This window comes from Mycolicibacterium chengduense (assembly GCF_033741155.1).
Classification (GTDB): domain Bacteria; phylum Actinomycetota; class Actinomycetes; order Mycobacteriales; family Mycobacteriaceae; genus Mycobacterium.
Map to the genome: position 1 here is coordinate 924,352 of NZ_JAWQNH010000003.1, position 26,899 is coordinate 951,250.

27 protein-coding genes and 1 pseudogene are annotated in these 26,899 nt (G+C 68.8%); 21 read left to right on the forward strand and 7 right to left on the reverse strand.

Features of this window, described 5'->3' with window-relative positions; all coding sequences use genetic code 11:
* Nucleotides 1–153: 153 nt before the first annotated feature.
* Entirely contained in the window at nt 154–1,092 is a 939-nt protein-coding gene (locus SBI67_RS14935) for a DUF808 domain-containing protein (protein WP_318981276.1), read from the reverse strand.
* A gap of 103 nt (nt 1,093–1,195) precedes the next feature.
* Between SBI67_RS14935 and SBI67_RS14940 the strand changes: the two genes are divergently transcribed.
* Genes SBI67_RS14940 through SBI67_RS14950 form a run of 3 tightly spaced genes read left to right on the forward strand, consistent with a single transcriptional unit; the run spans nt 1,196 to nt 3,021 of the window.
* Nucleotides 1,196–1,813: a TetR/AcrR family transcriptional regulator gene (locus tag SBI67_RS14940; protein ID WP_318981277.1), complete on the forward strand. Its 618-nt coding sequence runs from the start codon at nt 1,196–1,198 to the stop codon at nt 1,811–1,813.
* Nucleotides 1,810–2,472: an enoyl-CoA hydratase-related protein gene (locus tag SBI67_RS14945; RefSeq protein ID WP_318981278.1), complete on the forward strand. Its 663-nt coding sequence runs from the start codon at nt 1,810–1,812 to the stop codon at nt 2,470–2,472. The genes SBI67_RS14940 and SBI67_RS14945 overlap by 4 nt, the downstream gene beginning before the upstream one ends.
* A gap of 48 nt (nt 2,473–2,520) precedes the next feature.
* Entirely contained in the window at nt 2,521–3,021 is a 501-nt protein-coding gene (locus SBI67_RS14950; protein WP_318981279.1) for a pyridoxamine 5'-phosphate oxidase family protein, read from the forward strand.
* Nucleotides 3,022–3,024: 3 nt separating this feature from the next.
* Here SBI67_RS14950 and SBI67_RS14955 read toward each other — a convergent pair whose 3' ends face one another.
* Entirely contained in the window at nt 3,025–3,282 is a 258-nt protein-coding gene (locus tag SBI67_RS14955; RefSeq protein ID WP_318981280.1) for a GNAT family N-acetyltransferase, read from the reverse strand.
* Nucleotides 3,272–4,228 (reverse strand): pirin family protein, encoded by a 957-nt coding sequence (locus SBI67_RS14960; protein WP_318981281.1) that lies wholly within the window; start codon nt 4,226–4,228, stop codon nt 3,272–3,274. Before SBI67_RS14960 ends, SBI67_RS14955 begins: the two co-directional genes overlap by 11 nt.
* 277 nt (nt 4,229–4,505) lie before the next feature.
* Here SBI67_RS14960 and SBI67_RS14965 point away from each other — a divergent pair, with 277 nt between their 5' ends.
* Entirely contained in the window at nt 4,506–4,952 is a 447-nt protein-coding gene (locus SBI67_RS14965; protein ID WP_318981282.1) for a hypothetical protein, read from the forward strand.
* A 72-nt stretch (nt 4,953–5,024) separates the two neighbouring features.
* On the opposite strand, the gene SBI67_RS14970 is transcribed toward SBI67_RS14965, so the two are convergent.
* Nucleotides 5,025–5,315 carry a WhiB family transcriptional regulator gene (locus SBI67_RS14970; RefSeq protein ID WP_318981283.1) on the reverse strand — a complete coding sequence of 97 codons (291 nt, stop codon included), beginning with the start codon at nt 5,313–5,315 and terminating at the stop codon, nt 5,025–5,027.
* Between the two features lie 327 nt (nt 5,316–5,642).
* Between SBI67_RS14970 and SBI67_RS14975 the strand changes: the two genes are divergently transcribed.
* Nucleotides 5,643–6,320: a helix-turn-helix domain-containing protein gene (locus SBI67_RS14975; protein ID WP_318981349.1), complete on the forward strand. Its 678-nt coding sequence runs from the start codon at nt 5,643–5,645 to the stop codon at nt 6,318–6,320.
* Nucleotides 6,321–6,327: 7 nt separating this feature from the next.
* On the opposite strand, the pseudogene SBI67_RS14980 reads toward SBI67_RS14975, so the two are convergent.
* Nucleotides 6,328–7,590: pseudogene (locus SBI67_RS14980) on the reverse strand (MinD/ParA family ATP-binding protein).
* A 343-nt stretch (nt 7,591–7,933) separates the two neighbouring features.
* Between SBI67_RS14980 and SBI67_RS14985 the strand changes: the two are divergent.
* From SBI67_RS14985 to eccD, 14 genes are all read left to right on the forward strand, one after another.
* Complete coding sequence (locus tag SBI67_RS14985; protein ID WP_318981284.1) at nt 7,934–9,127, forward strand: EspA/EspE family type VII secretion system effector; 1,194 nt, start codon at nt 7,934–7,936, stop codon at nt 9,125–9,127.
* Nucleotides 9,128–9,132: 5 nt separating this feature from the next.
* Nucleotides 9,133–9,453 (forward strand): DUF6317 family protein, encoded by a 321-nt coding sequence (locus tag SBI67_RS14990; protein ID WP_318981285.1) that lies wholly within the window; start codon nt 9,133–9,135, stop codon nt 9,451–9,453.
* Nucleotides 9,453–10,304, forward strand: coding sequence for an ESX secretion-associated protein EspG (locus SBI67_RS14995; RefSeq protein WP_318981286.1), 852 nt, complete (start codon nt 9,453–9,455; stop codon nt 10,302–10,304). The genes SBI67_RS14990 and SBI67_RS14995 overlap by 1 nt, the downstream gene beginning before the upstream one ends.
* A 12-nt stretch (nt 10,305–10,316) precedes the next feature.
* Nucleotides 10,317–10,820 (forward strand): hypothetical protein, encoded by a 504-nt coding sequence (locus tag SBI67_RS15000; protein WP_318981287.1) that lies wholly within the window; start codon nt 10,317–10,319, stop codon nt 10,818–10,820.
* Complete coding sequence (gene eccA, locus SBI67_RS15005) at nt 10,813–12,534, forward strand: type VII secretion AAA-ATPase EccA (RefSeq protein ID WP_318981288.1); 1,722 nt, start codon at nt 10,813–10,815, stop codon at nt 12,532–12,534. Before SBI67_RS15000 ends, eccA begins: the two co-directional genes overlap by 8 nt.
* Before the next feature lie 11 nt (nt 12,535–12,545).
* Nucleotides 12,546–14,075, forward strand: a complete 1,530-nt coding sequence (gene eccB, locus SBI67_RS15010) for a type VII secretion protein EccB (protein ID WP_318981289.1) — start codon at nt 12,546–12,548, stop codon at nt 14,073–14,075.
* A 15-nt stretch (nt 14,076–14,090) separates the two neighbouring features.
* The gene (eccCa, locus tag SBI67_RS15015) at nt 14,091–16,343 is read left to right on the forward strand and encodes a type VII secretion protein EccCa (RefSeq protein WP_318981290.1); all 2,253 of its coding nucleotides are present in this window, start codon (nt 14,091–14,093) and stop codon (nt 16,341–16,343) included.
* Complete coding sequence (gene eccCb / locus SBI67_RS15020; RefSeq protein WP_318981291.1) at nt 16,340–18,130, forward strand: type VII secretion protein EccCb; 1,791 nt, start codon at nt 16,340–16,342, stop codon at nt 18,128–18,130. The genes eccCa and eccCb overlap by 4 nt, the downstream gene beginning before the upstream one ends.
* Nucleotides 18,131–18,279: 149 nt before the next feature.
* Nucleotides 18,280–18,576: a PE family protein gene (locus SBI67_RS15025; RefSeq protein WP_318981292.1), complete on the forward strand. Its 297-nt coding sequence runs from the start codon at nt 18,280–18,282 to the stop codon at nt 18,574–18,576.
* 48 nt (nt 18,577–18,624) lie between these two features.
* Entirely contained in the window at nt 18,625–19,929 is a 1,305-nt protein-coding gene (locus SBI67_RS15030) for a PPE family protein (RefSeq protein WP_318981293.1), read from the forward strand.
* A gap of 103 nt (nt 19,930–20,032) precedes the next feature.
* On the forward strand, nt 20,033–20,341 hold the full coding sequence (locus SBI67_RS15035) for a WXG100 family type VII secretion target (RefSeq protein WP_318981294.1): 309 nt from the start codon (nt 20,033–20,035) through the stop codon (nt 20,339–20,341).
* A gap of 42 nt (nt 20,342–20,383) precedes the next feature.
* Nucleotides 20,384–20,674, forward strand: a complete 291-nt coding sequence (locus SBI67_RS15040; protein WP_318981295.1) for a WXG100 family type VII secretion target — start codon at nt 20,384–20,386, stop codon at nt 20,672–20,674.
* 90 nt (nt 20,675–20,764) lie between these two features.
* Nucleotides 20,765–22,159 carry a MinD/ParA family ATP-binding protein gene (locus SBI67_RS15045; protein WP_318981296.1) on the forward strand — a complete coding sequence of 465 codons (1,395 nt, stop codon included), beginning with the start codon at nt 20,765–20,767 and terminating at the stop codon, nt 22,157–22,159.
* Nucleotides 22,156–23,700 carry a type VII secretion integral membrane protein EccD gene (gene eccD, locus SBI67_RS15050; RefSeq protein WP_413232478.1) on the forward strand — a complete coding sequence of 515 codons (1,545 nt, stop codon included), beginning with the start codon at nt 22,156–22,158 and terminating at the stop codon, nt 23,698–23,700. The genes SBI67_RS15045 and eccD overlap by 4 nt, the downstream gene beginning before the upstream one ends.
* Here eccD and SBI67_RS15055 read toward each other — a convergent pair.
* Together SBI67_RS15055 and SBI67_RS15060 are read right to left on the reverse strand one after the other, a co-directional pair.
* Nucleotides 23,697–24,263: an orotate phosphoribosyltransferase gene (locus SBI67_RS15055; RefSeq protein WP_318981298.1), complete on the reverse strand. Its 567-nt coding sequence runs from the start codon at nt 24,261–24,263 to the stop codon at nt 23,697–23,699. The two genes, eccD and SBI67_RS15055, sit on opposite strands and share 4 nt — an antisense overlap.
* A 32-nt stretch (nt 24,264–24,295) precedes the next feature.
* On the reverse strand, nt 24,296–25,102 hold the full coding sequence (locus SBI67_RS15060) for a HugZ family pyridoxamine 5'-phosphate oxidase (protein ID WP_318981299.1): 807 nt from the start codon (nt 25,100–25,102) through the stop codon (nt 24,296–24,298).
* Between the two features lie 63 nt (nt 25,103–25,165).
* Between SBI67_RS15060 and SBI67_RS15065 the strand changes: the two genes are divergently transcribed.
* On the forward strand, nt 25,166–26,380 hold the full coding sequence (locus tag SBI67_RS15065; protein WP_318981300.1) for a maltokinase N-terminal cap-like domain-containing protein: 1,215 nt from the start codon (nt 25,166–25,168) through the stop codon (nt 26,378–26,380).
* A 67-nt stretch (nt 26,381–26,447) separates the two neighbouring features.
* On the forward strand, nt 26,448–26,899 hold a 452-nt coding region (locus SBI67_RS15070; protein ID WP_318981301.1), incomplete at its 3' end, for an ArnT family glycosyltransferase.

The following is a 26,899-nucleotide window of genomic DNA, read 5'->3' on the forward strand; positions in this document are numbered from 1 at the left end:
CGATCAGGGTCACCGTATCGCCGTGAAGTCGACCGCGGTGCTCCCGGGGTTACTCTCTTCTCGGTGCGACTCGTTGTCAGGACTGACCTAGCACGGCGTCATGGGCGAAGGTTAGGCGCCGCCCGCGACAAGTCCAGCCAAGTCCAGTCGCGTTCAGGCGTGCTTCTTCTTGCCGAACGGCAGGATCTGGACGATGCCGACCACCAGGGCCCCGACAGCCAACCCGACAACCGCCGACGCGGCAGTGTTGGTCAACCAGGCCAGCAGCCCGCCGATGCCCTGTACCGCGTGATGCACAAAGTCCTCGGCGTGGTGCACCAGACCGTACGGCGCGTGCCAGCCGAGGTTGTCGGTGCCGGTCAGCAGGATGTGTCCACCCACCCACAACATCGCCACCGTGCCGACGGTCGAGAGCACCGCCAGCACCTTGGGCATCCCCGCGACCAGACCGCGGCCCACCTTCTGGACGAAGCGGGACTGTCGCTGCGCCAGGCTCAGGCCGACATCGTCCATCTTCACGATGACCCCGACGACGCCGTACACGGCCGCCGTGATGACCAGCGCGACGATCACCAGGATGATCAGTCGCGGGATGAACGGCTGATGTGCCACCTCGTTGAGGGCGATCACCATGATCTCGGCGGACAGGATGAAGTCCGTGCGGATCGCCCCGGCGGTCATCTGTTTCTCGTCGACCGCGCCTGCGGTGCTGCCGTGGTCCTCGGCGCTGCCGTGGTGCAGAAAACGGCCCAACACCTTCTCCGCACCCTCGAAACACAGATAGGTGGCACCGACCATGAGGATCGGGGTCAGCAGCCACGGCGCGAACTGGCTGAGTAGCAGCGCCGCCGGGAGGATGAAGACCAGCTTGTTGCGCAGCGATCCGATGGCGATGCGCTTGATCATCGGCAGCTCGCGGTCGGCGGTGATGCCGTGCACGTACTGCGGGGTCACCGCGGTGTCGTCGATGACGACCCCGGCCGCCTTGGCCGTCGCCTTGCCGGTGGCGGCGCCGATGTCATCGATCGATGCGGCCGCCAACCGCGCCAGAGCGGCGATGTCGTCGAGCAGTCCGAACAGGCCAGCACTCATGACGTTCCCGTTCCCCGCATACCCCGCAGGCTACCGGTTGCCCAGGACACTCACAGCCCCGTACCGAACCATAACAGAGCAAGCGCTCTGTTATGGTGACGGCATGCCGCGCCCACGTGTGTACGACCCGGACACCGTGCTGGATACCGTCGAGACCCTCGCCGTGGAACGCGGCGTGGCCGCGGTCACCGTGCGCGCGGTGGCCGGTGCCGCGGGTATCTCCAACGGCGCGCTGTACCACAACTTTTCGTCCCGCTCGGAGCTGCTGGGCCGGGCCTGGCTGCGCGCCGGTGAGCGGTTCCTGCGGGTCCAGAATGCGTTGATCGAGCAGGCCGCGGATCCGAAGGAGGCCGTGATCGCGGCGGCCGGGGCGCCCGGCGTGCTGTCCGACCAGTACCCGGCATCCTGCCGATTGGTGCTCGCCGTGCGGCGGGAGGACATCCTGGACGCCGACATGCCCGAGGAATTGGCCCGCCGGCTGCGCGAACTGCAGGACCGGTTGGTCGCCACCATGGTGCGACTGGCCGACGGGCTGTGGCAGCGCAGGGACCGCGCCGCCGCGGACACCATCACCGAATGCGTCGTCGATCTCCCGACCGCGATCCTGCTGGCCCGAGACCGGCTGGCCAGCGTCACCGCCCGCCGGCACCTGAGTGCGGCGGTGCGCGCCGTGCTCGACATCGGACCCCCACCCAACACAGGCAAAGGACATCGGCCATGACCACTCTCGAATACACCGAAAACATCGCGGTGCTCAACCTCGGTGACGGCGAAAACCGTTTCAGCCCAGAGTTTCTCGACGCCGTCAACGCCCATCTGGACACCGTGCTCGCCGATGGTGCGGCCGGCTTGCTCACCACGGCGACCGGCAAGTTCTACTCCAACGGGCTGGACCTGGACTGGTTACTGGCCAACGGTGATCGGACCCAGTGGTACGTCGGGCGGGTACAAGACCTGCTGGCCCGGGTGCTCACGCTGCCCATCCCGACCGCGGCCGCCATCGTCGGGCACGCCTTCGGTGCCGGGGCGATGCTGGCCTTGGCCCACGACTTCCGGGTGATGCGCGCCGACCGGGGATTCTTCTGTCTCCCCGAGGTGGACATCCGTATCCCGTTCACCGACGGCATGGCCGCGCTCATCCAGGCCAAACTCACCCCGCAGGCCGCCGTCGCGTCGATGACCACCGGACGACGGTTCGGCGGCGCCGACGCCCAGCACCATGCCATCGTCGACGCCACCGCCGCGCAGGGTGCGGTCGACGATGCCGCGCTGGACATCCTGCGCCCGCTGGCCGGCAAGGACCCGGGCACGCTGGGCGCCATCAAAGCGACGATGTTCGGCGCCGCCGCACACACTCTGCGGGCCGCGGCGGTCCGCTGAGCCGTACCCGGTCCGGGCCTCCGATCCCAGCCCTGCTAAGGATTGATCATGGGAGAGAATCAGCGCGCCAAGATCGTGATGGCCGATGACGAGATCACCGAGTTCATCGAGCGCAGCCGCACCGCCACCATGGCAACCCTGCTGCCCAACGGCCGCCCTCACCTGGTGGCCATGTGGTACGCCGTGCTGGACGGCGAGATCTGGTTCGAGACCAAGGCCAAATCGCAGAAGGCGGTGAACCTGCGCCGCGATCCGACCATCACCGTGATGATCGAGGACGGTCTGACCTACAACACGCTGCGCGGGGTGTCCATCGACGGCACCGCCGAGATCGTCGACGACCCGGAAACCAGCCTTCGCGTCGGCATCAGCGTGTGGGAGCGCTACACCGGTCCGTACACCGACGAGATGAAACCCTTTGTGGACCAGATGATGAACAACCGCATCTGTGTCCGGGTGCGCGAGTCGCGGCGGCGCAGCTGGGATCACCGCAAGCTGGGTATGCCCGACATGCCGATCAGCGGCAGCACTGCGCAGTATCTGGCCTGACGGTCAGGGGTTCTTTGCCAGGTAGTTGGTGACCATCGAGCAATACGACTCGATCTGCAGTCCCGCAGCACGGGTGGCCGCCACGGTCTCGGCGACCAACTGCGTGCCCAGCCCGCGGCCGCCGTATGCGGGATCGATCTCGGTGTGGGTGAACACCCGCACCCCGTCGCGGTCGTGAAAGTCGATGAGCCCGACCTGGCGACCGTCCAGCGTGATGGTGAACCGGTTGTCGCCGGGCGTCACTTGTGTTTCAGCGCTCACGAGGTTTGAGCCTAATCCCCGGAAGCACGGGCGCGGGGAGTCGACGGACCGCACCGCGGTAACCCTGGACCGCGCCGAAACGGTCGTCGGCGGATTGCCAGGCCTCCCGGTAGGCGACGATGTCCTCGTGGCTGCGGCCGACGAAGTTCCACCACATCACCAGCCGCTCGGGAAACGGCGGGCCGCCGAGCAGGATGAGTCGTGCGGGCACGTCACCGCGATTGACGATCTCCAGGCGGTCGCTGCCCGGCGGTTGATAGGCGAGATCGGCGACGGCCAAGGGGGTACCGCACACCTCGACATCGCCCCGGTCCAGCAGGGCGCCGTGTTCGAAGGTGGGGTCGACGTCGAGCACGAGCCTCGCATGGGGCGCCACGTCGAGCTGGGCGCCGAGCAGCGCGGTGAAGGTGTGCACGGGGGAGCGTTGCCCGCCGAGAGCGCCGAGGAACACCCGCACCGTCGCGCCATCGAGTGCCACCGCCGGGGGTGCGTAATGCGCGAAATCGCGGGCTCCGTCGCGCGCGGACTCCGGCAGTGCCACCCAGAGCTGCACGCCGTGCAGCATGGTGGTGGCCGGGGTCGACACCTCGGAATGGCAGATGCCCGCGCCTGCCGTCATCAGATTGAGTTCGCCGGGCCGCACCATGGCGTGCACCCCGGCGCTGTCGCGATGCTCGATCTCGCCACTGAAAAGCCAACTGACGGTTTGTAATCCGGTGTGCGGGTGCGGCGGGACGTCCATCCCCGGGCCGCCGCGCACATCCTGGGGTCCGTAATGGTCGGCGAAACACCAGGCACCCACCATGGAGCGTTCCTTGGCGGGCAGAGTGCGCCGCACCAGCATGGCCCGCGGACCGCCCAGCGGGACTTCACGAGCGTGCAGCACTCCGGTGAAACGCGATGGGCCGCAGTCCAGTTCACGCGGGGCGGCATCGGTGTTGCTCACGGGTCAACACTAGCCCCGGCGGGCGGCGGGGCTGAGAGGTTTGGGGACGGCACCGGCATGTCGCCTCTCGGCAAGTGGTCGCTCGAAGCGACAGTTCTGATGTGGTACCCGGGGCATGACCGGCACCGTCGGATTGTTCAACGGCATCGCCTCGCCGACTATTCCGGGTGCGGCCCGGTGAGCAGCATCACCGGGACGGGACCTCCCTTTGGCGGTGACGGAGCCGTTAAAATTACCGCCAAGTAACCAACGAGGGTCAGGGCATATGGGTCGATCGATGATCGCGGCTGCGGCCGGCGTGGGCGCCGCACTGACCATGCTGACCGCCGGCGTTGCCGCGGCCGACGCCACCGTCATGCCGTTCACCAGCACGGTGCGCGCCTGTGACTACACGCCCGCCGAACGGACCTGGGCCACCGGTTATGCCCGACCGCTGGCGCACCTGCACACCGAGGGCGACACCCTGGTCGTCGACGTCGAATTGCTCACCGCCCGCCCCGACGCCCAGTACTTCGCTCGGGTGTTCCAGATGCCGCGGGCCTCCAACGACTGCGCCGTCGCGCCGGTGCTGCTGCAGACCGACGGTGCCGGCAACGCACACGCGACCATCCGCTCGGCCATCGAGCCCGGCGCCACCGGCGCATGGGTTTCCATCGAACGCCCCAGTGAGCATTCGCAGCAGCCGGCCGAGGCATACACCTCCGACTTCATCGCCAAGATCTGAACGCCGAGAACTCAGGCCGAGAAGGCCGCTCCCGCTACCGGCCCCTCGATACGGCAACGGGAGCGACCGGTCTCAGGCCGACTCGAGATAGAGCCGGCGGGCCCGGACGGGATAGCCGTTGCGTTCGGCGAGCGAGCGCAGCTGCCGCAGGGCGAAGGTGCGGCCCCGTCCACTTTCCGGGATGACGATGCCGGCCCACAGCCCTTCGGCGCGCGGCAGTTCGCAGGCTTCTCTGGCGCAGGCCCAGCGGCGTGGGCACATGCGGCAGATGGTCTTGGCATCTTCGTCGGCCGCCGAGGTCCAGCGGTCAGGGTCCCGGGTGCAGTCGCCGACGGGCAGCCCGTCCGCTCCGATTGCGTTCATGGTGTCTCCTCTGTCGGCGGCGGGTCTGCCGCAATGGAGATGAATGTAGAGCACTAACCGTAGCGATGCAACAGTTTGGTGATGCGGGAACCGTGTAGCGCCACAGCCAGCGAAGTTTTACCTGCTGATATCCGTACGCGGGCGCCGATACGGCCACTGCAAACGGTGCACCGCTACGGTTTGTGGTGCTGCGGAAAGCGCAGATTCGTAGCGGTTAGGTATAGCGATGCCGTGGTTTCGCTACTATTGCGGCACCGATACGGCACCGAATCAGGGTCCAGGGAGGTCTTACGCGTGGTCGAGCCCGGCCCTGGCGATGACCCGGGCATGGTGCGTGCCGGCGCTGCCGCGGCCGCGCGCCGGCGCGAACTCAATGTCAGCCAGCGCAGCCTGGCGGCCGAGGGCGTCATCAACGCCGGCGCCCTGATCGCCTTCGAGAAGGGGCGCAGCTGGCCCCGGGAATCGACAAGGACGAAGCTCGAGGCGGTGCTCAAGTGGCCGCCGGGAACCATCGAGCGCTTGCGCCGCGGGGATGCCGTCGAGTCCGGCCCGGAGCGCCGGGCCACTGCCGACGAGGTCCCGCTGATCGCGCAGGCCGTCGTCGCGGCGGCGAACACGTTCGGCTCCACCATCGAGGCGCTGCCGGCCACCGACCATCCGGATTTCGTCGCGCGGGCCACCGGGGTGCTGGCGGACCTGCGTCAGCTCGAGGCGGTGGCCTCCCGCGCCGCCCGCATTCAGGTGACGCCGCCGCTGATCCGGGCGCTGGGCACGGTGCGCGGCCTGATGGACGAACTCACGATGCGGGCGGCATCCGCGTCGAATGCCACGCTGGGGCAGCGGCTTTACGCCACCCGTCGGCGATCGAACCTCACCATCGCCGAGACCGCGCAAGCGGCCGGTGTATCCGAGGACGTCGTCGCCCGGATCGAAGCCGAGCAGGCGGTGCCCGGCGATGATGCGGCCGCGGTGCAACAGCTTGTCGCAGCGATCGATGCGGACTGACCGACGGTCAGAAACGCTCGCGATGACGGTCGTCGGTGCGGGGAAAATGCGCGGCCAGCGCGGCGGCGATCTCGACGAACTTGCGGCGGGTCTGCGGCGCCATCTCCCGGGTCCCGGAGATCACCCCGCCGGGCCGGATCCGGCCGTCGAACGGCACCTCCACCACGGCCTGCCCCTGCCCGGCGAACTGTTGGGCGAGGATCGTGCGGGTGCGCTTGTCCGCGTGCCCGTCGGAGTCGTTGAGCACCACGACGGTGCGCTGCAACAGCCCGGTCAGCCCGCGACTGGCCAACCAGTCCATGGTCTGTCCGGCGGCCGCCGCGCCGTCGACCCACGGCGAGGACACCACGATCAGGGCATCCAGGTCCCGCAGTACCTCCTGGGTCACCGGCGAATCCATGGTGGAACTGCAGTCCACGATCGAGATGGAGAAATACCGGTCCAGCCGCTAGGTGGCCTCCCGATAGATGGCTGGGTCGAGAATGCGCCGGCGGGCCGGGCTGGACTCGCCCGCCAGCACGAACAATCCGGCGGCGTTGTTGCCCACCCGGTTGCGGATATCGGCGAAGGTGTCCAGGTGCTGGTCGGCGGCCAGCTCCCAGTAGGAGCCGACGGCCCGCGGGTCCACCCGGGCGCCCAGTTTGCCGAATGCGGTGTCGGCGTCGATGGCCACCACCCGATCATCGGGCCGCAGTTCGGCGAAAACTGAACCCACACTTGCCGATACGGTCGTCTTGCCGACACCGCCCTTGCCCATCACGCCGATCTTGTAATGCCCGCGCAGTACCCCGCGGATGCCGGCTTCGAGCTCGGCCGCTCGGATCTCTTCGGGAGACGGCCCCGGATTGACCAGTCCGAAGGTGAGCCGGTAGACCATGCGACGCCAGCCGCTCGTCGGTGGTGCCGGTCGATCCGGGATCAGTTCTCGGACGGGGATGCGGTCGGCGTAGGACTGCGGGCCCGGCGGTTGCTGGCCGGGCGGCGGCCAGGACGGGCCCGGGTGCGCATGGCCGGGTGGTGCCGGTTGATGTACCCGCGGGTCGGCTGGTCGTGGCGGTGGGGGTGGGGCCGGCTGTGGGGGCCAAACGTGGCGCACCGCGGCGATCGGTCCGGTGTCACCGAGGGCGTCGCCGCGCTGGTGCTGGGCCGGTGGGCGTGCAGGTACGGGTGCTGCCGGTAGCTGCGCCGCCGTGGTGGGCGGCTCGTCATCGGCTTCCTGCGGCCCGGTCCAACCGAGCTCCTGACGCAAGGCGTCGTCGCGGTCGCTCACCGCGGTCCTCCTCTTGAGCAGTCGTGAGCACCAGTATCAACCACGGGGCCCGGCTGACCGGGTGGACGTACCCAGCCAGCAAACTGCCTGGGGGTGACCGGTAGCGCACCGCCCGGCGTTCGCGGCGTGGTGGTGCCCCTCGGCACGCCCGTGGCGAAACGATCGCCATAGCGCGCTGTGCTGGGGTAATGCGGTGAATCGGGCCCAGAAATTGGTGCACTGGAGGGTGCGGCTGCGCTGTTATGGTCGATTTCGGCGGCGGGGTTAGCCGCCGAATCACGGTGGACCGGAATGAGGTTGGCAAAGTGAGATTCGGGCGCGCCGAACGGCAGGCGGGTACACGATGAGCAAGCGCCCATCGCCGCCCGCGCCGGCGCGGGCCGCGGAGCGAACCGAGGACCTGCTCGAGGCGGCCAGCTCCGCCATCCTCCTGGGCGGCCAACGGTTGCTCGCCCAGATGCTCCAGACCCTCGGCGAGGGCACCCCGGAGGACGGGGAGGCGTTCGGCATGGCCGGCAAGCAGTTCCGGGCCGTCGGCACCGAGCTGGGCGCCGCGGTACCGGCCGGCGACTGGACCGGCACGGGTTCGGACGCGTACGCGCAGCAGAACGCCGATCAGCGGGGGCGGACTGGATCCATCGCCGATACCGATCACGAGGTACACCGGGTGCTGGCCGGTGAGGCGTATCAGGTGACGTTTCATCGCAAGCAGATCGTCGAGCTCTACAACTGGTTGGGTGAGCTGTCGCGATACACGCAATGGCTGGAATTGGTGCCGCGGTACGGGGAGGCGGCCAAGGTGGTCGTCGAATTCGCCGCGGTCCAGACGGCCCTGACATCGGCCCAATGCGAACTGAAGAACATGCGTGCGGAGGCCGCCGCGAACGCGATGAGGCTGCGTGACCTGGTCGGCCGGTATCAGGCCATTGCCGCCACGGCGCGGCTTCCCGAAGGGGAGTTCGAGGGCGGACCCGAACCTGCGAGCCCGGTGCACGGGGAGGCGGACTTCGATGGCATGGGCGGCAGGCTCGGTGCGCCGGCACCGCTGCGGTCGGCCGGTGGGCTCGCCCGCGTCGGAACGGACGGCCCGTTCGCTGCCGAAGGGTCCGACCTGGGCCCCGAAGCGCTCGAGGACACCGGAGACAACCGGGCCGCCGCTGGGACGGAGGCGCAGCGGGATCAGCCGAATCCGGCGGCCGGATTGGCGGGTCTGGTCGGGGTCGCGGGCGTGGTGCCCGCGCTGGCAGCGGCTGTGACGGCGCCGTTGACCGCCCTGGTGGCTCCCGCGGGCGGGGCGGTGGCCGCGGTCGTCGGAGCCGTCGCGCAGGGCGCCGCGGCCAGCCAGGAACCCGAAACTGCCGGCGACGACGAGGGTGAGCCGGCCGGGCCGGCGGGCCCGGACTCCGCCGTGCCGCAGCAGGTGATCGATCCGGCTGCCGAAGACAGTGGTACGGGTGGCTCCGGCACGGCTACGGTGAACGCGGACGATACGCGCGTACCGGATGCAGCCGCGCGACCGTCTGCCATGGGGAGGTAGGGACCGTGTCCGATGATCTGCACGTCGTGAGTGCGCGGCTGCACGCGCTGGCCGATGCCCAGCAGCGGGCCGCGCACCAACTCAGCACGGCCACCGAACTGCCCGCGTCGACGACACCCGCGGTGGCGGTCACTCACGGCCTCGCCGCGTCGGCGACCGCGGGCGCGCTGGCAGCCGTGCAGGCCGTCCGCTCCGAAGCCGGGCTGCGGATGGCGGCTGTCTCGGACGATATGGGCCATCGGCTGCGCGACGCCGCTGCCCGGTACGACCACACCGACCAGGCCTCGGCTGCCGTCTTCGAACAGTGGATGCCGGGGGCGCGGTGATGACCGGCCCGTACTCGCTGCACGGTGAACCGACCCATTACGACGATGTGGTCGCCGTCGAGGTCACCATCGACGGCATGCTGGTGATCGCCGACCGGCTCAATCTGATGGACTTCCCGATCGCGCTCGGCATCCGGCCGAACATTCCGCAGCCGGAGCTGCGCGACATCGTCTGGGAGCAGGTCGCGCGGGATCTCACCGCGCAGGGCATTCTCGACGTGTTCGGCGCGCCGCACCCGGAGGTGGCGGCGATGACCGACACCCTGGCCCGCCCCGATCGCATCCTGGAGGGCCGGTGGTGGCGACGCGATGTCGGTGAGAAGATGGTCCGATTCGTGGTGTGTCGCAAAGGGGAGCGTCATGTCATTGCCGCCAGGGACGGGGAGATGCTGGTGTTGCAGCGGGTGGCGCCGCAGGTGGGGTTGGCCGGGATGGTGATGGCGGTGCTGGGCAGCGCCGAACCCGCCGACGTCGAACCGATGACGGCACTCAGCTCACAGCTGGCCGATGCCCGCTCGCCCAATCAGTTGGCGCAGTTCGGCATCGCGGCGGCGTCGGCCCGGGCGTACGCCCAGGCCACCGCCGAACCCGACAGTTGGGTCGAGATCACGGCCAGCGAACGGCATTCCGGCGGCACCTTCACCGAAGCCGGGGTGGCGGCCGGCGTGCTGGATTCCAAGGTCGGGCGCATCGTGTCGATCCCGCGCCGGGTCAACGGCGAGTTGTTCGGCAGCTTCCTGCCGGGCACCCAGGAGAACCTGCAGCGCGCGCTGGACGGGTTGGTGGAGTTCCTGCCGTCGGGTTCCTGGTTCGAGCCCAAAGTGGACATCGACTACTTCGACGGCGACTGACGAGGCATGTCGATGGTGGGCACTCAGTCTTTCGACGACGATGACTTCGACGATATGGCGGCACTGGACTTCTCGGCCGCCGATACCGAACCCGAGGACTCGGTATACGACGCCTTCAGCGCGTTCGAAGCCCCTGCGGTCCCGGACGCCGACACCGTCGCGACCGCCGGGGAGGTGCCGGCTGCCGAGCTGTTCTCCGTCACCAATCCACCGGGGACCGTGACGGTGACGACGCTGATGGACGGCCGGGTACACCGGATCGAGTTGGCCCCGGGTGCGGTCGCGTCCACCGAATCCGAGCTCGCCGAGGAGATCGTGGTGATCGCCGGACTGGCCACCCAGCAGGCCAGATCCGCGCAATTCAGCTACATGTTGGAGGGGATGCGCCGGGAAGGGCAGGACGACGTCGTCACCCGGGACTTCTTGAAGCGCGATCTGGACCTGCCGTCACCGGAAGAGGCCGATGCCGCCCGGGCCCGGATTTTCGCGACGAGGTATGCAGGTGAGCATGACTGAACATCTGGCGAACTTGTTCGGGACCGCGGTCGGCATGTTGCCCGGCTCGCCCGCCCGTTCCCTGGAACTGTTCACCGAGATCACGGCGGTGGACGAGACGGCGTGTGACGCCTGGGTGGGCCGGATCCGGTGTGGTGACACCGACCGGGCGACGCTGTTCCGGGCCTGGTTCTCCCGAGGCAACTTCGGGCAACTGGCGGGCCGGGCCGAGGTGTCGATGAACACGGTGGGTGCGCGGATCCCGATCGGCGGCCTCTACGGCGACATCACCTATCCGGTGAATTCGCCGCTGGCGATCACGATGGCCTTCGCGGTGCGGGAGGCCGCCGAGGGCAACTACTCCGACGCGATCGAGGCGCTCGACGATGCGCCGGCCGCCGGTGCCGAATACCTGGTGTCGTGGATCAAGGCCGTCATCTACGGTGCGGCCGAACGCTGGACCGATGTGATCGACGAGGTGCGCGGCGCCGCCAACTGGCCGGACAAGTTCCTGGGCGCCGCGGCCACGGTGGCGCACGGCGTTGCTGTAGCCAACCTGGGCCTGTTCACCGAAGCCGAGCGCAGGCTGACCGAGGCCAACTCCTCACCGGCCGGTGAGGCGTGCGCCCCGGCGATTGCCTGGTTCTTGGCGATGACCCGACGCAGCCAGGGCAACGAGGATGCCGCCATCGCGCTGCTGGAATGGTTGCAGGCCACCCATCCCTCGCCGAAAGTCACCGCGGCACTGCGTGATCCGGGATACCGGATGGAAACCACCACCGCCGAGAAGATTGCCGCCCGGCGCGACCCGTGGGATCCGGCCAGTGTCACCGCCGACAACTCGGGCCGTGAACGGTTGCTCGCCGAGGCGCAGGCCGAACTCGACCGGCAGATCGGGCTGAGCCGGGTCAAGGAGCAGATCGAGAAGTACCGGGCCGCCACCCAGATGGCCCGGGTGCGCGCCGCGCGCGGCATGAAGGTGGCCCAGCAGTCCAAGCACATGATCTTCACCGGTCCGCCCGGCACCGGCAAGACCACCATCGCGAGGGTCGTCGCGAATATTCTGGCAGGGCTGGGCGTCATCACCGAACCCAAGCTGGTGGAGACCTCCCGCAAGGATTTCGTCGCCGAGTACGAGGGCCAGTCGGCGGTCAAGACATCCCGCACCATCGACCGTGCCGTCGGCGGGGTGCTGTTCATCGACGAGGCCTACACGCTGGTGCAGGAACGCGATGGCCGGGCCGACCCGTTCGGCACCGAGGCGCTGGACACGCTGCTGGCCAGGATGGAGAACGACCGCGACCGGCTGGTGGTGATCATCGCCGGCTACAGCGCCGACATCGACCGGCTGCTGGAGACCAACGACGGCCTGCGGTCCCGCTTCTCGACTCGCGTGGAGTTCGACTCCTATTCCCCCGAGGAGATCGTGGAGATTGCCAAAGTCATTGCCGCGAGCAATGATTCGCGGATCAGTGACGAGGCTGCCAAGCGTGTCCTCGAAGCCGCGACGCTGTTGAGCCAGCGCAACCTGAACGGCAAGCCCGCACTCGACATCGCCGGTAACGGCAGATACGCCCGCCAACTGGTCGAGGCGGGCGAGCAGAGCCGGGATATGCGGCTGGCTCGTTCCCTGGACTTCGAGAACCTCGATGTCGACGCGCTCAGCGAGGTCAACGGTGAGGACATGGCCGCTGCGATCGAGGCCGTCCACGGCCGGCTGAACATCGGCGAGTAGGCCGGGGCGATATGGCAGGTTTCAGGCTCACCACCAAGGTCCAGGTCAGTGGATGGCGGTTCCTGTTGCGCCGGGTGGAGCATGCCATCGTGCGCCGGGACACCCGAATGTACGACGACCCGCTGCAGTTCTACAGCCGCGCGGTCAGTGCCGGCATCATCATCGCCGTCCTGGTCTGCCTTGGCGCGGCGCTGCTGGCGTACTTCAAACCGCTGGGCAAGCGCGGCGATGACAGCCTGCTGGTCGACCGCACCACCAACCAACTCTATGTGGTCCTGCCCGGCACCGGGGAGTTGCGGCCCGTCTACAACCTCACCTCGGCCCGCCTAATCCTGGGCAACTCCAACAATCCATCGGCGGTGAAATCCGATGAGCTGAACCGGATGTCGAAAGGCCAGCCGGTGGGGATCCCCGGTGCCCCGTACGCCACCCCGCTGGGCGCGCCGGCCTCGACGTGGACGCTGTGCGACACCGTCACCAAACCCGACAGCGTGGCACCGTCGGTGGAGACCTCCGTCCTGGTCATGCCGCCGGCGATCGACGCCTCGGTGGGTCCGATCCGGCCCAGCCAGGGTGTGCTGGTGTCCTACCAGGATCGCAACTGGCTGGTGACCCAGGACGGCCGGCATTCCATCGACCTGGCCAACCGGGCCGTCACCAGCGCGGTCGGCATCCCGGTCACCGCCCGCCCGACGCCGATCTCGGAAGGCCTGTTCAACGCGCTGCCCAACGTCGGGCCCTGGCAGCTACCCGACATCCCGGGTGCCGGTGCGCCGAATACCGTTGGCCTGCCGCCCAATCTGGTCATCGGATCGGTGTTCAAGACCATCACCGACGCCACCGAGCAGCAGTACGTCGTGCTGCCCGACGGTGTCGCCAAGGTCAACGGCACGACCGCGGCGGCCCTGCGGGCGTCCAACTCGTTCGGGCTGATCTCACCGCCGTCGGTGGAAGCCAGCGACGTGGCCAAGATCCCCGAACAGGTCTTCGTCTCACCGCTGCCCGACCAACCGATGGAGATCCGCCTGCGGCACGACGCCCCCACGCTGTGCTGGTCCTGGCAGCGCGAACCCGGTGACCAGTCCCCGCGCCAGACCGTGTTCAGTGGCCGGCATCTGCCGATCCCGGCCACCAAGATGAACGCCGGTATCCGCCAGATCACCGGGGCGGCAACGGTGTACATCGACGGCGGGCAGTTCATCCGGCTGCAGTCACCGGATCCGCGCTACGGCGAGTCGCTCTATTACATCGACCCGCAGGGCATTCGGTACGGCTTGCCCAATCAGGACACCGCCAATGTGCTGGGGCTGGCATCTCCGCAGACCGCGCCGTGGCAGGTGGTCAGCCTGTTGGTGGATGGTCCGGTGCTGTCCAAACAGGCGGCGTTGCTCGAACATGACACGCTGCCCGCCGATCCCGACCCGCGCAAGGTCGCCGGGGGCACGGTCGGGCAGCCCGAAGCCGCGCCGGACGGCGCCACCACGCCGCCGGGTGCGGCCACCCCGCTACCGATGCCCGCGCCGGGTGCGCCGCTACGTTAGGAAGGAGGCCGTGCGATGACCACCAAGAAGTTCACCCCGACCATCCGTCGGGGACCACGGCTGACGCCGGGCGAGATCAACGTCACCCCACCTGATGACCTCGGTATCGAGATCCCGCCGTCCGGTCTGCAGAAGGCGCTGCCGTACGTGATGGGCGGCGGCATGCTCGGCATGCTCGCGATCATGATCTTCACCGGAATCCGGCAGCTGTCGCCGTACATGTTGATGATGCCGCTGATGATGATCATGGGCACGGTCGGCTTCATGGCCGGCGGCGGGCCGGGCGGCAAGAAGGTCCCGGAGATCAACGCCGACCGTAAGGAATACCTGCGCTACCTGGCGGGGCTGCGCGCCCGCGTCACCGCCTCGGCCGCCGCGCAGGTGACGTTCTTCGGTTATCACGCACCGCATCCCGGCGACCTGCTGTCGCTGGTGGGCACCAACCGGCAATGGTCGCGGCCGGCCAACGGGGATTTCTTCGCCGCCACCCGGATCGGCATCGGCGCCGAGCCCGCCGTGGACCGGCTGCTCAAACCGGCCGTGGGCGGCGAGCTCGCCGGGCCGCAAGGCGCGCCGCAAGCCCACCTGGAACCGGTCAGCCACATGTGGCTGATCAAGTTCCTGCGGACCCACGGCCTGATCCACGACTGCCCGAAACTCGTTCAGCTGCGCACCTTTCCGACGATCGCGGTCGGTGGAGATCCGGAGCGCTCGGCGGGGCTGCTGACGGCGATGATCTGTCACCTGGCCGTGCTGCACCCGCCGGATCTGCTGCAGATCCGGGTGCTGACCGACAACCCGGAGGACCCGGCGTGGGCCTGGCTGAAATGGCTGCCCCACGTCCAGCATCAAACCGACACCGATGCGGCCGGACCGACCCGACTGGTGTTCACCAGGCCGGACGGGTTGTCCGACCTGACCGCGCGCGGCCCGCACACCGCGGACGCGGCACCGGCCGGGGCGTATGTCGTCGTGGTGGACCTGACCGGGGGGCGGGCCGGTTTCCCGGTGGACGGCCGGGCCGGCGTCACCGTCATCACCCTGGGCAACCACCGCGGCTCGGCCTACAAGATCAAGGTGGACGCTGACGGGTCGGCCGAAGACAAGCTGGCGCAGCAGGGTTGGCGCCAGGTGGTCCGTGTCGCGGATTCGATGACATCCGCCCAGGCCACCAGGATCGCCAGAAAGCTGGCCGGCTGGTCGATCACCGGCACGATCATCGACAAGACCACCCGCGTGCAGAAGAAGGTCGCCACCGAATGGCACCAGCTGGTCGGGGCGCAGTCGGTGGAAGAGGTGACCCCGGCCCGCTGGCGGATGTTCGCCGATACCGATCGGGACAGGCTGCGGATCCCGTTCGGCCACGAACTCAAGACCGGCGACATCATGCATCTCGACATCAAGGAAGGTGCGGAGTTCGGCGCCGGTCCGCACGGAATGTTGATCGGCACAACGGGATCCGGAAAGTCGGAGTTCCTGCGCACGCTGATCCTGTCGCTGGCCGCCACCCACCACCCCGATCAGGTCAACCTGCTGCTCACCGACTTCAAGGGTGGTTCCACCTTCCTCGGTATGGAAAAGCTGCCGCACACCGCGGCGGTGGTGACCAACATGGAGGAGGAGGCCGAACTGGTCAGCCGCATGGGCGAGGTGCTCACCGGCGAGTTGGACCGTCGGCAGTCCATCCTGCGTCAGGCCGGTATGCAGGTCGGTGCCGCCGGCGCGCTCTCGGGTGTGGCCGAATACGAGAAGCACCGCGAACGTGGCGCCGACCTCGCCCCGCTGCCAACTCTTTTCGTGGTGGTCGACGAGTTCGCCGAGTTGCTGCAGAACCACCCCGACTTCATCCAGCTCTTCGACCGGATCTGCCGCGTCGGCCGATCGTTGCGCGTGCACCTGCTGTTGGCCACCCAGTCGCTCAACACCGGCGGTGTGCGGATCGACAAACTCGAGCCCAACCTCACCTACCGTATTGCGCTGCGCACCACGAGTTCTGCCGAGTCCAAGGCGGTGATCGGCACCCCGGAGGCGCAGTACATCACCAACAAGGAGAGCGGTGTCGGATTCCTGCGGGTCGGGATGGAGGATCCGGTGAAGTTCCACAGCGTCTACACCGGCACCAACTACGTCCCCGCCGCCCTGCAGCAGTCCGGTGACGCGGCGCCGCGTGTGCAGGCCAAGAAGCAGGTGGTGCGGATCCAACCCTTCACGGCGGCACCGCTGCTGGACGCCAGCCATGCGACCCAGTCCCAGGGGGTGCCGTCATGACCAACGGTATGGCCGAAGTCGGCGAGCAGCGCGTGCTGCGCGAGGTGGTTCTGGAGCAGTTGACCACCGGCGAGGTCCGCGCCTACAAGATGTGGCTGCCCCCGTTGGCGGACCCGACGCCGGTCAACGAACTCGTCGAGCGGGATCGCCGCCAGCCCTTGCGGTTCGGGCTGGGCATCATGGACGAGCCGCGCCGGCATCGCCAGGAGGTGTGGGGCATCGACGTCTCCGGCGCGGGCGGCAACATCGCCATCGGCGGAGCGCCGCAGACGGGTAAGTCCACCTTCCTGCAGACGCTGGTGCTCTCGGCCGCGGCCACCCACACCCCGCGCCAGGTGCAGTTCTATTGCATCGACATGGGCGGCGGCGGGCTGATGTACCTGGAGGGGCTGCCGCACGTCGGTGGGGTGGCCACCCGCGCCGAACCGGACCGGGTGAACCGGGCCGTCGCCGAGATCAAAGCGGTGCTGCGGCAACGCGAAGCGACGTTCAAGCAGTACCGGGTCGGTTCCATCGCGGCGTACCGGCAGATGCGCGAGGACCCGAGCCACCCCGCGTCGCAAGACCCCTTCGGTGACGTGTTCCTGGTCATCGACGGCTGGCCGGCGTTCGTCGGTGAGTTCCCCGACCTGGAGCCGGTCGTGCAGGATCTTGCTGCCCAAGGGCTGGCCTTCGGGGTGCACACGGTGATCGCCACTCCGCGCTGGACCGAGCTGCGCTCACGGGTGCGCGACTACCTGGGCACCAAGGTGGAGTTCCGGCTGGGCGATGTCAACGAGACGCAGATCGACCGGATGACCCGGGACATCCCGGCCAACCGGCCGGGCCGGGCCATCTCGATGGAGAAACACCACCTGATGATCGGGGTGCCGCGGCTGGACGGCGTGCACAGCGCCGAGAACCTCGTGCCGGCCATCACGGCGGCGGTGGAGCACATCGCCTCCCTGCACACCGAGGAGGCCCCGCAGGTACGGGTGCTGCCCAGCCGGATCTACCTCAACGAGATGGATCCGAACCCGCCGGGGCCGGACGCCGACTACCGCACGCGGTGGACCATCCCGCTGGGCGTGCGTGAATCCGACTTGTCGGTGGCCTACACGGACATGCAGCGCACGCCGCACGTCCTGGTGTTCGGGGCACCCAAATCGGGCAAGACCCGGATCGCGCACGCTATCTCCCAAGCTATTTGCTTGCGCAACAATCGAGATCAAGTCCGGTTCATGGTCGGCGATTTCCGGTCGGGTTTGCTGGACGCGGTCCCGGAGAGCCATCTGCTCTCGGCAGGGGCGATCAACCGCAATGCCGCGGCGCTGGACGAGTCGGTGAAGGCGCTGGCGGTCCTGCTGCAGCAGCGGTTGCCGCCCGCCGACCTGACCACCACCCAGTTGCGATCGCGTTCCTGGTGGTCGGGACCCGATATCGTGCTGCTCGTCGACGACTGGCACATGGTGGTCGCCGCGGCCGGCGGGGTGCCGCCGATGGCCCCGCTGTGGCCCCTGCTGCCGGCGGCTGCCGACATCGGTCTGCACCTGGTCGTGACGTGCCAGATGAGTCAGGCGCAGCGCGCCACCATGGACCGGTTCGTCGGTGCGGCGTACGGCGCGGGGACGCCCACGCTGTTCCTCTCCGGCGACAAGACCGAGTTCCCGTCGAGCGCCTTCAAGCTCAAGCGCAGGCCCCCTGGCCAGGCACTTCTCGTCTCGCCGGACGCGAAAGAGGTCATTCAGGCGGCCTATGTCGATCCACCGGAGGAAGAAGTGTCAGCAGCACACCAAAACCGCGGTTAGTATGGATTTCGGGTCGCCTGGCAAAATTGACGGCGACGAGGCAGCAAACGGATCGGGGGGTCTGGTTTTGAAGCGATACAGCTGCACTTGCGGTCCCCATCCCACAGATGTCATCCAGTTCGTTTGGAACCTTTGAGGAGGAACTGCTCATGCAACCGTTGGAACACACGCCCGCAGTCCTGGGTATCGGCAGCGAAGTGGTGTCGAATGGCTCCCGTGGCCTGGCCACCGGAACCACTGCCACCAGCGCCGCGATGGCACTTCTGCCGGCCGGTGCGGAAGAGGTGTCGGTGCAGGCCGCGCTCGCGTTTGCCAGTGAGGCAGCGCAGGTCGCCGCGCTGAACGCCTACGCACAGGAGGAGTTGGCCCGCGCCGGTGCCGCCTACCTGGAATCTTCGGGCATCTACACCGCGGTGGACGCCGAGGGCGCCGCCACCCTGATGTGACCCGACATCTGTCCGCCCAATAATTGACGCGACCGAAGCTGGCAAACAATGTCTGCAGTCCCCGCAATGTTGGCGATGTTCTACCAAGCATTGCCGCCGGAGATCAACACCGGCCGCCTGATGGCCGGTGCTGGTCCGACGCCCATGTTCCAGGCCGCGGCCGCCTGGGAGACCCTGGCGGTCTCCCTGGAGACGCAGGCCGAAGAACTGGCGGCCAGCCTGGCCTCGTTGTCGGGTTCGTGGCAGGGACAGGCCAGCGAGCAGGCGGTCACCGCCACCACCCCGATGGTGGTGTGGCTGCGTACCACCGCCCTGCAGGCTCAGAAGCGGGCCATGCAGGCTGTGGCACAGGCGAATTCGTACATGCTCGCGATGGCGGTCACCCCACCGCTGCCCGAGATCGAGATGAACCACGTGACGAACGCCGTGCTCAACGCCACCAACTTCCTCGGGGTGAACACGGTGCCGATCGCCGTCAACGAGGCCGACTACGTCCGGATGTGGGAGCAGGCGGCCGCCGTCATGTACGGCTATCAGGCCGAGACCACCGCCAACACCATCTTCGAACCGATCCCGCCGGTGCAGCCCATCGTCATGCCCGGTGTCGGTGAGGCGACGCTCGGTGCGGTGACGGGCCAGATGGCCGCCGCGCTGCCCGGTGCGGCGCTGCGGGAGGCGGCTCTCGCGCACACCACCATGCAGGCCACGCTGGAATCGGCCGGCTTGTCGGTGGGGCGGGGTGCGGCATTCGCCAACCAGGGTGAGCAGCGCGCCCAGGGGGCGGCGCAGAAGGCAGACAAGGCGCAGGGTCAGCAGACCCAGCAGCTGCTGCAGCAGGGTGTGCAGCAGGGCATGCAGATCGCGTCTCAGGTCGGGCAGACGTTGATCCAGGCCCCGCAACAGATGACGCAGGGTGTCACCCAGTCCGTGCAGACGCTGACCCAACCGCTGCAGCAGGTGAGTTCGGTTTTCGGTCAGATGGGCAGTGGCGGAAGGCAATTCGGTCTGATCGGGGCCAGTCCGTTCTCCAACCACCCGGCGATCGGCGGATCGGGAGCCGCCACGGGTGCGGGTCTGGTGCGGGCGGCCTCGCTACCCGGTGCGGGCGGCACGCTGGCCCGGACTCCGCTGATGTCCAGCCTGGTCGGTTCGCCGACCGCGGCAACCCCGACGCCGACCGGAGCTGCTGCCGGCGGTGCCGGTGCCGGGCTGGCGCCCGTCGGCGCCGGAACCGGTGGCGGTGGACCCATGCACGGACACGGCCAGCGCGAGAAGAGCGGCGGCAAGCGTGAGGCGCTGGCCACGCCGTCACCGCTGGCGCATGGTTTCGACGAAGACGACGACGACTGGTGACCCCGATGACCGTCACCGATCGACCCACGAACTTTCCGGCCGAGGGGGCTGGAAGACTCGCCAAACGTGGTGAGGACACAGGAAAAGGAAAGGTAACTTCACCATGACATCAGGACAGGGGATGCAAGCTGATCTCTCCGTCATCGCGGGCGAGTCGGCCAACTTCCAGCGCATCGCGGACGAGCTGCGGACCGTCATGGCGCACGTCGAGGCCACGGCCGCTGGCCTGCAGCCGGCCTGGGTCGGCTCTTCGGCCACCGCGGCTCAGGCCGCGCTGCTGCGCTTCCACGAGGCGGCCACCGCGCAGAACCGCGAACTCGACGATATCTCCGAGAACCTGGGCATCGGCGGCACGCAGTACGGCAGCACCGATGAAGACCAGGCCAGCGCCCTTGCCAGCCGGATGCTGTAGCAGCCAAGCCACCTACCACCACAGAAACGGAGAAACCCGATCATGAGCTTGCAGACATGGAACTTCGCCGCCATCATGGCCGGCGCCGCCGATATCCACGGCTCGGTGGGCACCACCCAGAGCCTGCTCGAAGAGGGCGAGGCCTCGCTGGGTCGGCTCGCGGCCACCTGGGACGGCGCCGCTCGCGAGGCGTACCAGGCCCTGCAGGTGCGCTGGAACAGCACCGCGGCCGAGCTGAACAACGCCCTGCAGAATCTGGCGCAGACCATCGACGAGGCTGCCCAGAACATGGCGCAGACCGAAAGCGGCGTCACCGGGATGTTCGCCGGCTAGAACGACCGTGCAAGGGAGGTGGGCGGATTAGCCTGAGGCAGTCCGCCCACCTCCGCGCGTACGACCGCGATTCACCTACGAGAGGCAATCATGTCGGCCGACTATGACCGGCTCTTCCATTCCGCCGGCCCAGCCGACGGTGAGGCCACCAGCGAGACCGAGGGTGCGGCTGCGGCCGCCACGCCGCCGATGCCGATTCACGCGTCCGCGCCCAGGGCGACCGAGGTGACCCCGCCCTCGATGCCGATCGCACCCTCACAGACCCAGACATCCGGTGTGCCGGCACCGCGCGAGGCGGAGATCACCCAGCAGATGCGGCCGGCGCAGCACTCCGGCCCGCAGCGCGCCCAGAACGGCATGCTGCGCACGCCGCCACCCGCCCAGGCCGCCGGGGCCCGGCACGAGCAGCAGCGGCCCGCGCCGGCTCCGCCGCCGCGCGCTGCCGCCGCGCCCGCGCCCAGCCAACATTTCGCCGAGGCCCCCGAAGCGGTCTGGTCGCAGAGTCAACCCATCCCGGCCCAGCCGGCGCCCACCTCGGCTGCCACCATGGGCAATCACCGCGCCATCGACGCCCTCTCGCACGTCGGGGTGCGCACCGCGGTCAAGATGCCGTCCCAGCGCGGCTGGCGGCACTGGTTGTACCTGTGCACGCGGATCAACCTGGGGCTGTCGCCCGACGAGGTCTACGAGATGGACCTGCATGCGCGAATCCGGCGCAATGCCAGGGACTCCTACCAGATCGGCGTGTTCGGGCTCAAGGGCGGCGTCGGCAAGACCGCCGTGACGGTGGCGCTCGGTTCGTCGCTCAGCCGGGTGCGCGGTGACCGTATCCTCGCGATCGATGCGGACCCCGACGGCGGCAACCTCGCCGACCGGGCCGGTCGGCAATCGGCGGCGACGATCTCGGATCTGTTGTCCGACAAGGAATTGTCGCGTTACAACGACATCCGCGCCTACACCAGCATGAACGGCGCCAACCTCGAGGTGCTGTCCTCGGAGGAGTACAGCGCCGCCCGGCGTGAGTTCAACGACGAGGACTGGAAGGGCGCGGTCGGCATCGTCTCGCGCTACTACAACCTGGTGCTCGCCGACTGCGGTGCCGGTCTGTTCCAGCCGGCGTCGCGTGCCGTGCTGTCCACCGTCTCGGGCCTGGTGATCGTCGCGAGTGCCTCGATCGACGGCGCCCGCCAAGCCGCCGTCACCCTGGACTGGTTGCGCCAGAACGGTTACCAGGATCTGCTCGGCCGCTCGTGCGTCGTCATCAACCACGTGACGCCGGGCAAGACCAACATCGACGTCGAAGACCTGGTGCAGCAGTTCGAACGGCACGTCGCGCCGGGCCGGGTGGTGGTGCTGCCGTGGGACAAGCACATCGCCGCCGGCACCGAGATCCAGCTGGAACTGCTCGGCAAGGACTTCCAGCGCCGGGTCCTCGAACTGGCCGCCGCGCTGTCCGACGACTTCGACCGCCTCGAACGTCGTTGACCGCCACGTCAGCAGGCCCCGCTGCGCCCGCGTCCGCGCCCTCGAGCGTGACGCCTGGGCGTCCGTCGACCACCCGCGTCACGATCCTGACCGGCCGGCGGATGACGGATCTGGTGCTCCCGGCGGCCGCCCCGATCGAGACGTACATCGACGAGACCGTCGCGGTGCTCGCCGACCTGCTCGACGACACCCCGGCCGATGTGCTGGCCGGATTCGACTTCAAGGCGCAGGGCGAGTGGGCGTTCGCGCGCCCCGGCGCCCCGCCGCTGAAGGGCACCGAGTCACTGGATGACGCCGGTGTGGTGGACGGATCGCTGCTGACGTTGGTATCGGTCAGCCGGACCGAGCGCTACCGGCCGTTGGTCGAGGATGTGATCGACGCCATCGCGGTGCTCGACGAGTCACCGGTATTCGACCGTTCGGCTCTCAATCACTTTGTCGGCCTTGCCCTTCCGGTCGTCACGACCGTCGTCGTCGGCACCGCGATGGTGGCGTGGACGCGATCCGGGCACGACTGGTGGTGGGCGGTGGCCCTCGGCGTGCTCGGTGTGGGTCTGCTCGGTGGGAGCCTGTTGTCGAAGAACCGCTTCGGCAACATCGACATGGCCGAAAGTCTGTTGGTGGCGGCACTGCCCGCGTTGGCCGGTGCCGTCGCGCTGGCGGTGCCGCTGCCCAGGGATGCCGCCGGGCTCGGGGCGCCGCAGCTCGCCGGTGCCGCCGGCGTCCTCCTGCTCTACGCGTTGGCCACCCGCGGCGGTCCGCGCCGGCGGGCGGAACTGGCATCGTTCCTGGCGGTGGGTTCGACGGCGCTGACCGCGGCGGCCATCGCCTACGGGTACGGCGCGCAGGAATGGGTGCCGGCCGGCGCCATCGCCTTCGGGCTCATCGTGGTCACCAATGCGGCCAAGATGACCGTCGCCGTGGCCCGGATCGCGCTGCCGCCGATCCCGGCGCCGGGCGAGACGGTGGCCAACGACGAGTTGCTGGACCCGATCTCCAGCCCGGACGCCGCCGACGAAGAAAGCCCGACGTGGCAGGCGATCATCGCGTCGGTCCCCGAATCGGCGGCGCGGCTCAGTGAGCGCAGCCACCTGTCCAAGCAACTGCTCAACGGGTTTCTCACCGCCGGTGCCGTGGTGCTGGCGGCCGGTGCCATCGCGGTGGTGCAGCAGGGCCACTTCTTCATCCACAGCCTGATCGTGGCCGGTCTGGTGGCCGCGGTGAGCGGATTCCGGTCCCGGCTGTACGCCGAACGCTGGTGCGCCTGGGCGTTGTTGGCCGTCGCGGTGGTGGTGCCGACGGGTGTGATGATCCGGCTGTGCTTGTGGGATCCGGATTCGGCGTGGCTGGTGCTCGCCATCTACGCGGCGGTCGCCGGGGTCGCGCTGATCATCATCGGCGCGACCGACAGTGTGCACCGCGTCTCGCCGGTCACCAAGCGCATCCTGGAACTGCTGGACGGGGCCGCGATCGCGGCGGTGATCCCGCTGTTGCTGTGGATCGCGGGCGTCTACGACATGCTGCGCAATCTGCGCTTCTAGACCGCCTGCACCGGGTCGATGCCCAGATCCTTGTAGGTGACCAGCGCGACGAATGGCACCCCGAGGCCGCCGAACAGTTCGGCCGCCACGTCGCCGCGGTCGACCATCGGGATCACGCCGGTCACCGTGACACCGGCCTGCAGGACCCGGTCGTAGGCCTTCTTGGTCGAGCCGCCGGTGCTGATCACGTCATCGACCAGCAGCACCCGGTCACCCGGTGACAGTCGGGTGCCCTCGATCCACTGCTCGCGGCCGCGCTGCTTCTGCTCCTTACGCACCGAGAACCACGCCTTGCCGGTCACCATCGCGATACCGTGTGCCAGCGGATCGGCGCCCATGGTCAGGCCGCCGACGGCGTCGAACTCGATCCCGTTGAGCTCCGCCACATCGGCGACCGCGCGACTCACGGTCGTGAGCCGCTCCCCGTTGTCGATGGCGTACTTGCCGTCGATGTAGTCGTGGCTCAGCTGGCCACTGACCAGCCGGAACGGCTCCTCGCGGCGCTCGTGGGCGCGGGTGCGAATGAGGTCGAAGGCTGCCTGCCAGGTGTCCGGACGCTGCATACCCGAATCGTATTGCACCCTGACCAGCCCGATCAGCCCTGGCGTGCCCTGCGGGTGAGTTCCACTGCGGCCGAGCGCAATTCGCCGATGGCGTCGATCGGCTCGGGATAACCAGCCCGGGTGTACGCCATCCCGCGGGGGGTGAGCACCCGCAGGTCGAGGCCGTAACGGTCGGCGCCGGTGCAGGTGGCGGCGGTGGCGTCAGGGTAGCCGCCGAGGGTCTGGGCGATGGCCGTCAGCGCGTCGGCATGGTCGGCGTTGAGGTGGGCGACCGCACCGGCCGCGTGCGGGGACACCGGATCCGGCTGGGCGGCGGCATACTCCGCCGCGCTGGTCGAGTCCATCCGGCCGTAGCCGCCGACCCAGCGCACCCGCTGTACCTGCAGCACCCACAGCGTGAAATCGCTGTAGTCGATGTAGTACTTCGCCGCGGGCACCGCATCCAGGTGCGCCCGCCGGGCAGCGACCAGGTCGGCGCCGTCGGGTCGGGTGACCACTCCGGCCAGGGTGATCCGGCCCGACGCCAGCGGGTCCTCCGGCCGATCGGGCGCGACGATCGCAATGCTGGCGCGCTGATCCCCGGCCAGGTTGCGGCCGTGCTCGGCGAGGTTGGACACGCACAGCACCGGGGCGCCGCCGACCAACCCGTAGGTGACGAACGATGCCCACGGGTCGCCGTCGACGGTCAGGGTGGCCAGCGTGCCGGCATTGGTGGACGCCGCGATGGTGCGGGCCTCCTCGGCCGCCGAGGGCCGTCTGTCGTTGACGACGGGCGTCAGCGCCGGCGGGATCGTCGGAGCATCCCCGGGGTCGCCGTGGTCACGCAACTTGTCAGCCACGTCGGCACCATACCCAGAACCTGCGGGTGTGTACGAACAACGGCCGTCGGGTACGAACGAGGAGTGAATCTTCCGTTCGACACGTGGCTGCCCCAGCAGCGGTGGTACGCGGGACGTGGCCGGCAGCTGAGCGCGGTGACGGCCGAACACGTCGTCGCCCTGGCACCCGACCTCGAGCTGGCACTGCTCGACGCCAAGTACACCGACGAGTCGGCCGAGCAGTACCAGGTTCTGGTGCGCTGGGGTTCCGGTGACGACGCGGCCCGCATCGGCGCTGACGGTGAGCGCGTCGGCTACGACGGGATGGCCGACCCGGCCGCCGCCGGTGTCCTGCTGGATCTGATCGCCTCGTCGGCGTCGATCGGTCCGGTCTCGTTCGTCCGGGAACCGGGCGCCGAACTGCCTGCCGACCGGGCGGGCCGCCGGCTCGGCGCCGAACAATCCAACACCAGTGTGGTGTTCGCAGATCACGCCATCCTCAAGGTGTTCCGCCGCGTCATCCCCGGCATCAACCCCGATATCGAACTGACCCGCGCGCTGACCGGCAACCCGCACGTGACGCCGTTGCTGGGCAGCTACGAACTGGCCGCCGGCGTCGAGCCGTACGCGCTCGGCATGCTCACCACCTTCGCCGCAGGATCGACCGACGGCTGGGACCTGGCACTGGCGGCCGCCGGCAATGGGACTGACTTCACCGCCGAATCCCACCGACTCGGCGAGGCGGTCGGCACCGTGCACGCCGCGCTGGCCGCGACACTCGGCACCGCGGCCGCGTCGTTCCCCGTCGATACCTGGACCCGGCGGCTGCACGCCACGGCCGCCGCGGTACCGCAGCTGCGCGACGTCGTCCCGCGGATCGAGGCGCGCTACCGCGCACTGACCGATGCGACGTCGACCGTGCAACGCATCCACGGCGACCTGCACCTCGGCCAGGTGCTGCGCACCCCGACCACCTGGCTGATCATCGATTTCGAGGGGGAGCCGGGGCAGCCGCTGGCCGAGCGCCGGCGGCGAGACGACGCGCTGCGCGATATCGCGGGAATGCTGCGGTCCTATGACTACGCGGCACGGGGCGCGCGCGACTGGGTCGACACCCAATGCGCCGCATTCTGCACGGGTTACGCCACCGTCACCGGTACGGACCCGCGCGAGCAGGCCGCCGTACTGGCGGCGTACGAGCTGGACAAAGCGGTCTACGAGGTGGGCTACGAAGCCCGGTACCGACCGGACTGGCTGCCGATCCCGCTCGGGGCGGTCACCCGGCTCGCTGCCGGGTAAGCCGCGCACAGCTGCTTCACGACGGGCCCACAGGTCCGCTCACGGTCGGGATGGCTGACTGTTCGATGTGACCACCCTGAGGGACCGCGCCGCCCTTGCCGTGCTGTTGATCGGGACGGCGGTGTTCTATCTGTGGCATATCACGGTCAACGGGATGGGCAATCAGTTCTATGCGGCGGCGGCGCAGGCCGGGTCGCAGGACTGGGAGGCGTTGCTGTTCGGGTCGTTGGATGCGCGCAATTTCATCACGGTGGACAAGCCGCCGGTGTCGCAGTGGGTGATGGGGCTCTCGGGTCAGTTGTTCGGGTTCAGCAGTGCCAGCATGTTGGTGCCCGAGGCGTTGATGGCGGTGGGGTCGGTGGCGCTGGTGTATGGGGCGGTGCGCCGGGTCGCGGGGCCGTGGGCGGGGTTGTTGGCCGGTGCGGGGTTGGCGTTGACGCCGGTGGCGGTGTTGATGTTCCGGTTCAACAATCCGGATGCGGCGATGGTGCTGTTGATGACCGCGGCGGCCTATTGCGC

Excerpts from the sequence above, each read along its gene's own strand:
- SBI67_RS14985 (WP_318981284.1), top strand. The coding sequence starts at position 7,934 with ATGAGCAAGCGCCCATCGCCGCCCGCGCCGGCGCGGGCCGCGGAGCGA.
- SBI67_RS15045 (WP_318981296.1), top strand. The coding sequence starts at position 20,765 with ATGTCGGCCGACTATGACCGGCTCTTCCATTCCGCCGGCCCAGCCGAC.
- SBI67_RS14935 (WP_318981276.1), bottom strand. The coding sequence starts at position 1,092 with ATGAGTGCTGGCCTGTTCGGACTGCTCGACGACATCGCCGCTCTGGCG.
- eccA (WP_318981288.1), top strand. The coding sequence starts at position 10,813 with ATGACTGAACATCTGGCGAACTTGTTCGGGACCGCGGTCGGCATGTTG.
- SBI67_RS14995 (WP_318981286.1), top strand. The coding sequence starts at position 9,453 with ATGACCGGCCCGTACTCGCTGCACGGTGAACCGACCCATTACGACGAT.
- eccCb (WP_318981291.1), top strand. The coding sequence starts at position 16,340 with ATGACCAACGGTATGGCCGAAGTCGGCGAGCAGCGCGTGCTGCGCGAG.
- SBI67_RS14975 (WP_318981349.1), top strand. The coding sequence starts at position 5,643 with ATGGTGCGTGCCGGCGCTGCCGCGGCCGCGCGCCGGCGCGAACTCAAT.
- SBI67_RS15040 (WP_318981295.1), top strand. The coding sequence starts at position 20,384 with ATGAGCTTGCAGACATGGAACTTCGCCGCCATCATGGCCGGCGCCGCC.
- SBI67_RS14950 (WP_318981279.1), top strand. The coding sequence starts at position 2,521 with ATGGGAGAGAATCAGCGCGCCAAGATCGTGATGGCCGATGACGAGATC.
- eccB (WP_318981289.1), top strand. The coding sequence starts at position 12,546 with ATGGCAGGTTTCAGGCTCACCACCAAGGTCCAGGTCAGTGGATGGCGG.
- SBI67_RS15030 (WP_318981293.1), top strand. The coding sequence starts at position 18,625 with ATGTCTGCAGTCCCCGCAATGTTGGCGATGTTCTACCAAGCATTGCCG.
- SBI67_RS14945 (WP_318981278.1), top strand. The coding sequence starts at position 1,810 with ATGACCACTCTCGAATACACCGAAAACATCGCGGTGCTCAACCTCGGT.
- SBI67_RS15055 (WP_318981298.1), bottom strand. The coding sequence starts at position 24,263 with ATGCAGCGTCCGGACACCTGGCAGGCAGCCTTCGACCTCATTCGCACC.
- SBI67_RS14940 (WP_318981277.1), top strand. The coding sequence starts at position 1,196 with ATGCCGCGCCCACGTGTGTACGACCCGGACACCGTGCTGGATACCGTC.
- SBI67_RS15035 (WP_318981294.1), top strand. The coding sequence starts at position 20,033 with ATGACATCAGGACAGGGGATGCAAGCTGATCTCTCCGTCATCGCGGGC.
- SBI67_RS15000 (WP_318981287.1), top strand. The coding sequence starts at position 10,317 with ATGGTGGGCACTCAGTCTTTCGACGACGATGACTTCGACGATATGGCG.
- eccCa (WP_318981290.1), top strand. The coding sequence starts at position 14,091 with ATGACCACCAAGAAGTTCACCCCGACCATCCGTCGGGGACCACGGCTG.
- SBI67_RS14965 (WP_318981282.1), top strand. The coding sequence starts at position 4,506 with ATGATCGCGGCTGCGGCCGGCGTGGGCGCCGCACTGACCATGCTGACC.
- SBI67_RS15025 (WP_318981292.1), top strand. The coding sequence starts at position 18,280 with ATGCAACCGTTGGAACACACGCCCGCAGTCCTGGGTATCGGCAGCGAA.
- SBI67_RS14970 (WP_318981283.1), bottom strand. The coding sequence starts at position 5,315 with ATGAACGCAATCGGAGCGGACGGGCTGCCCGTCGGCGACTGCACCCGG.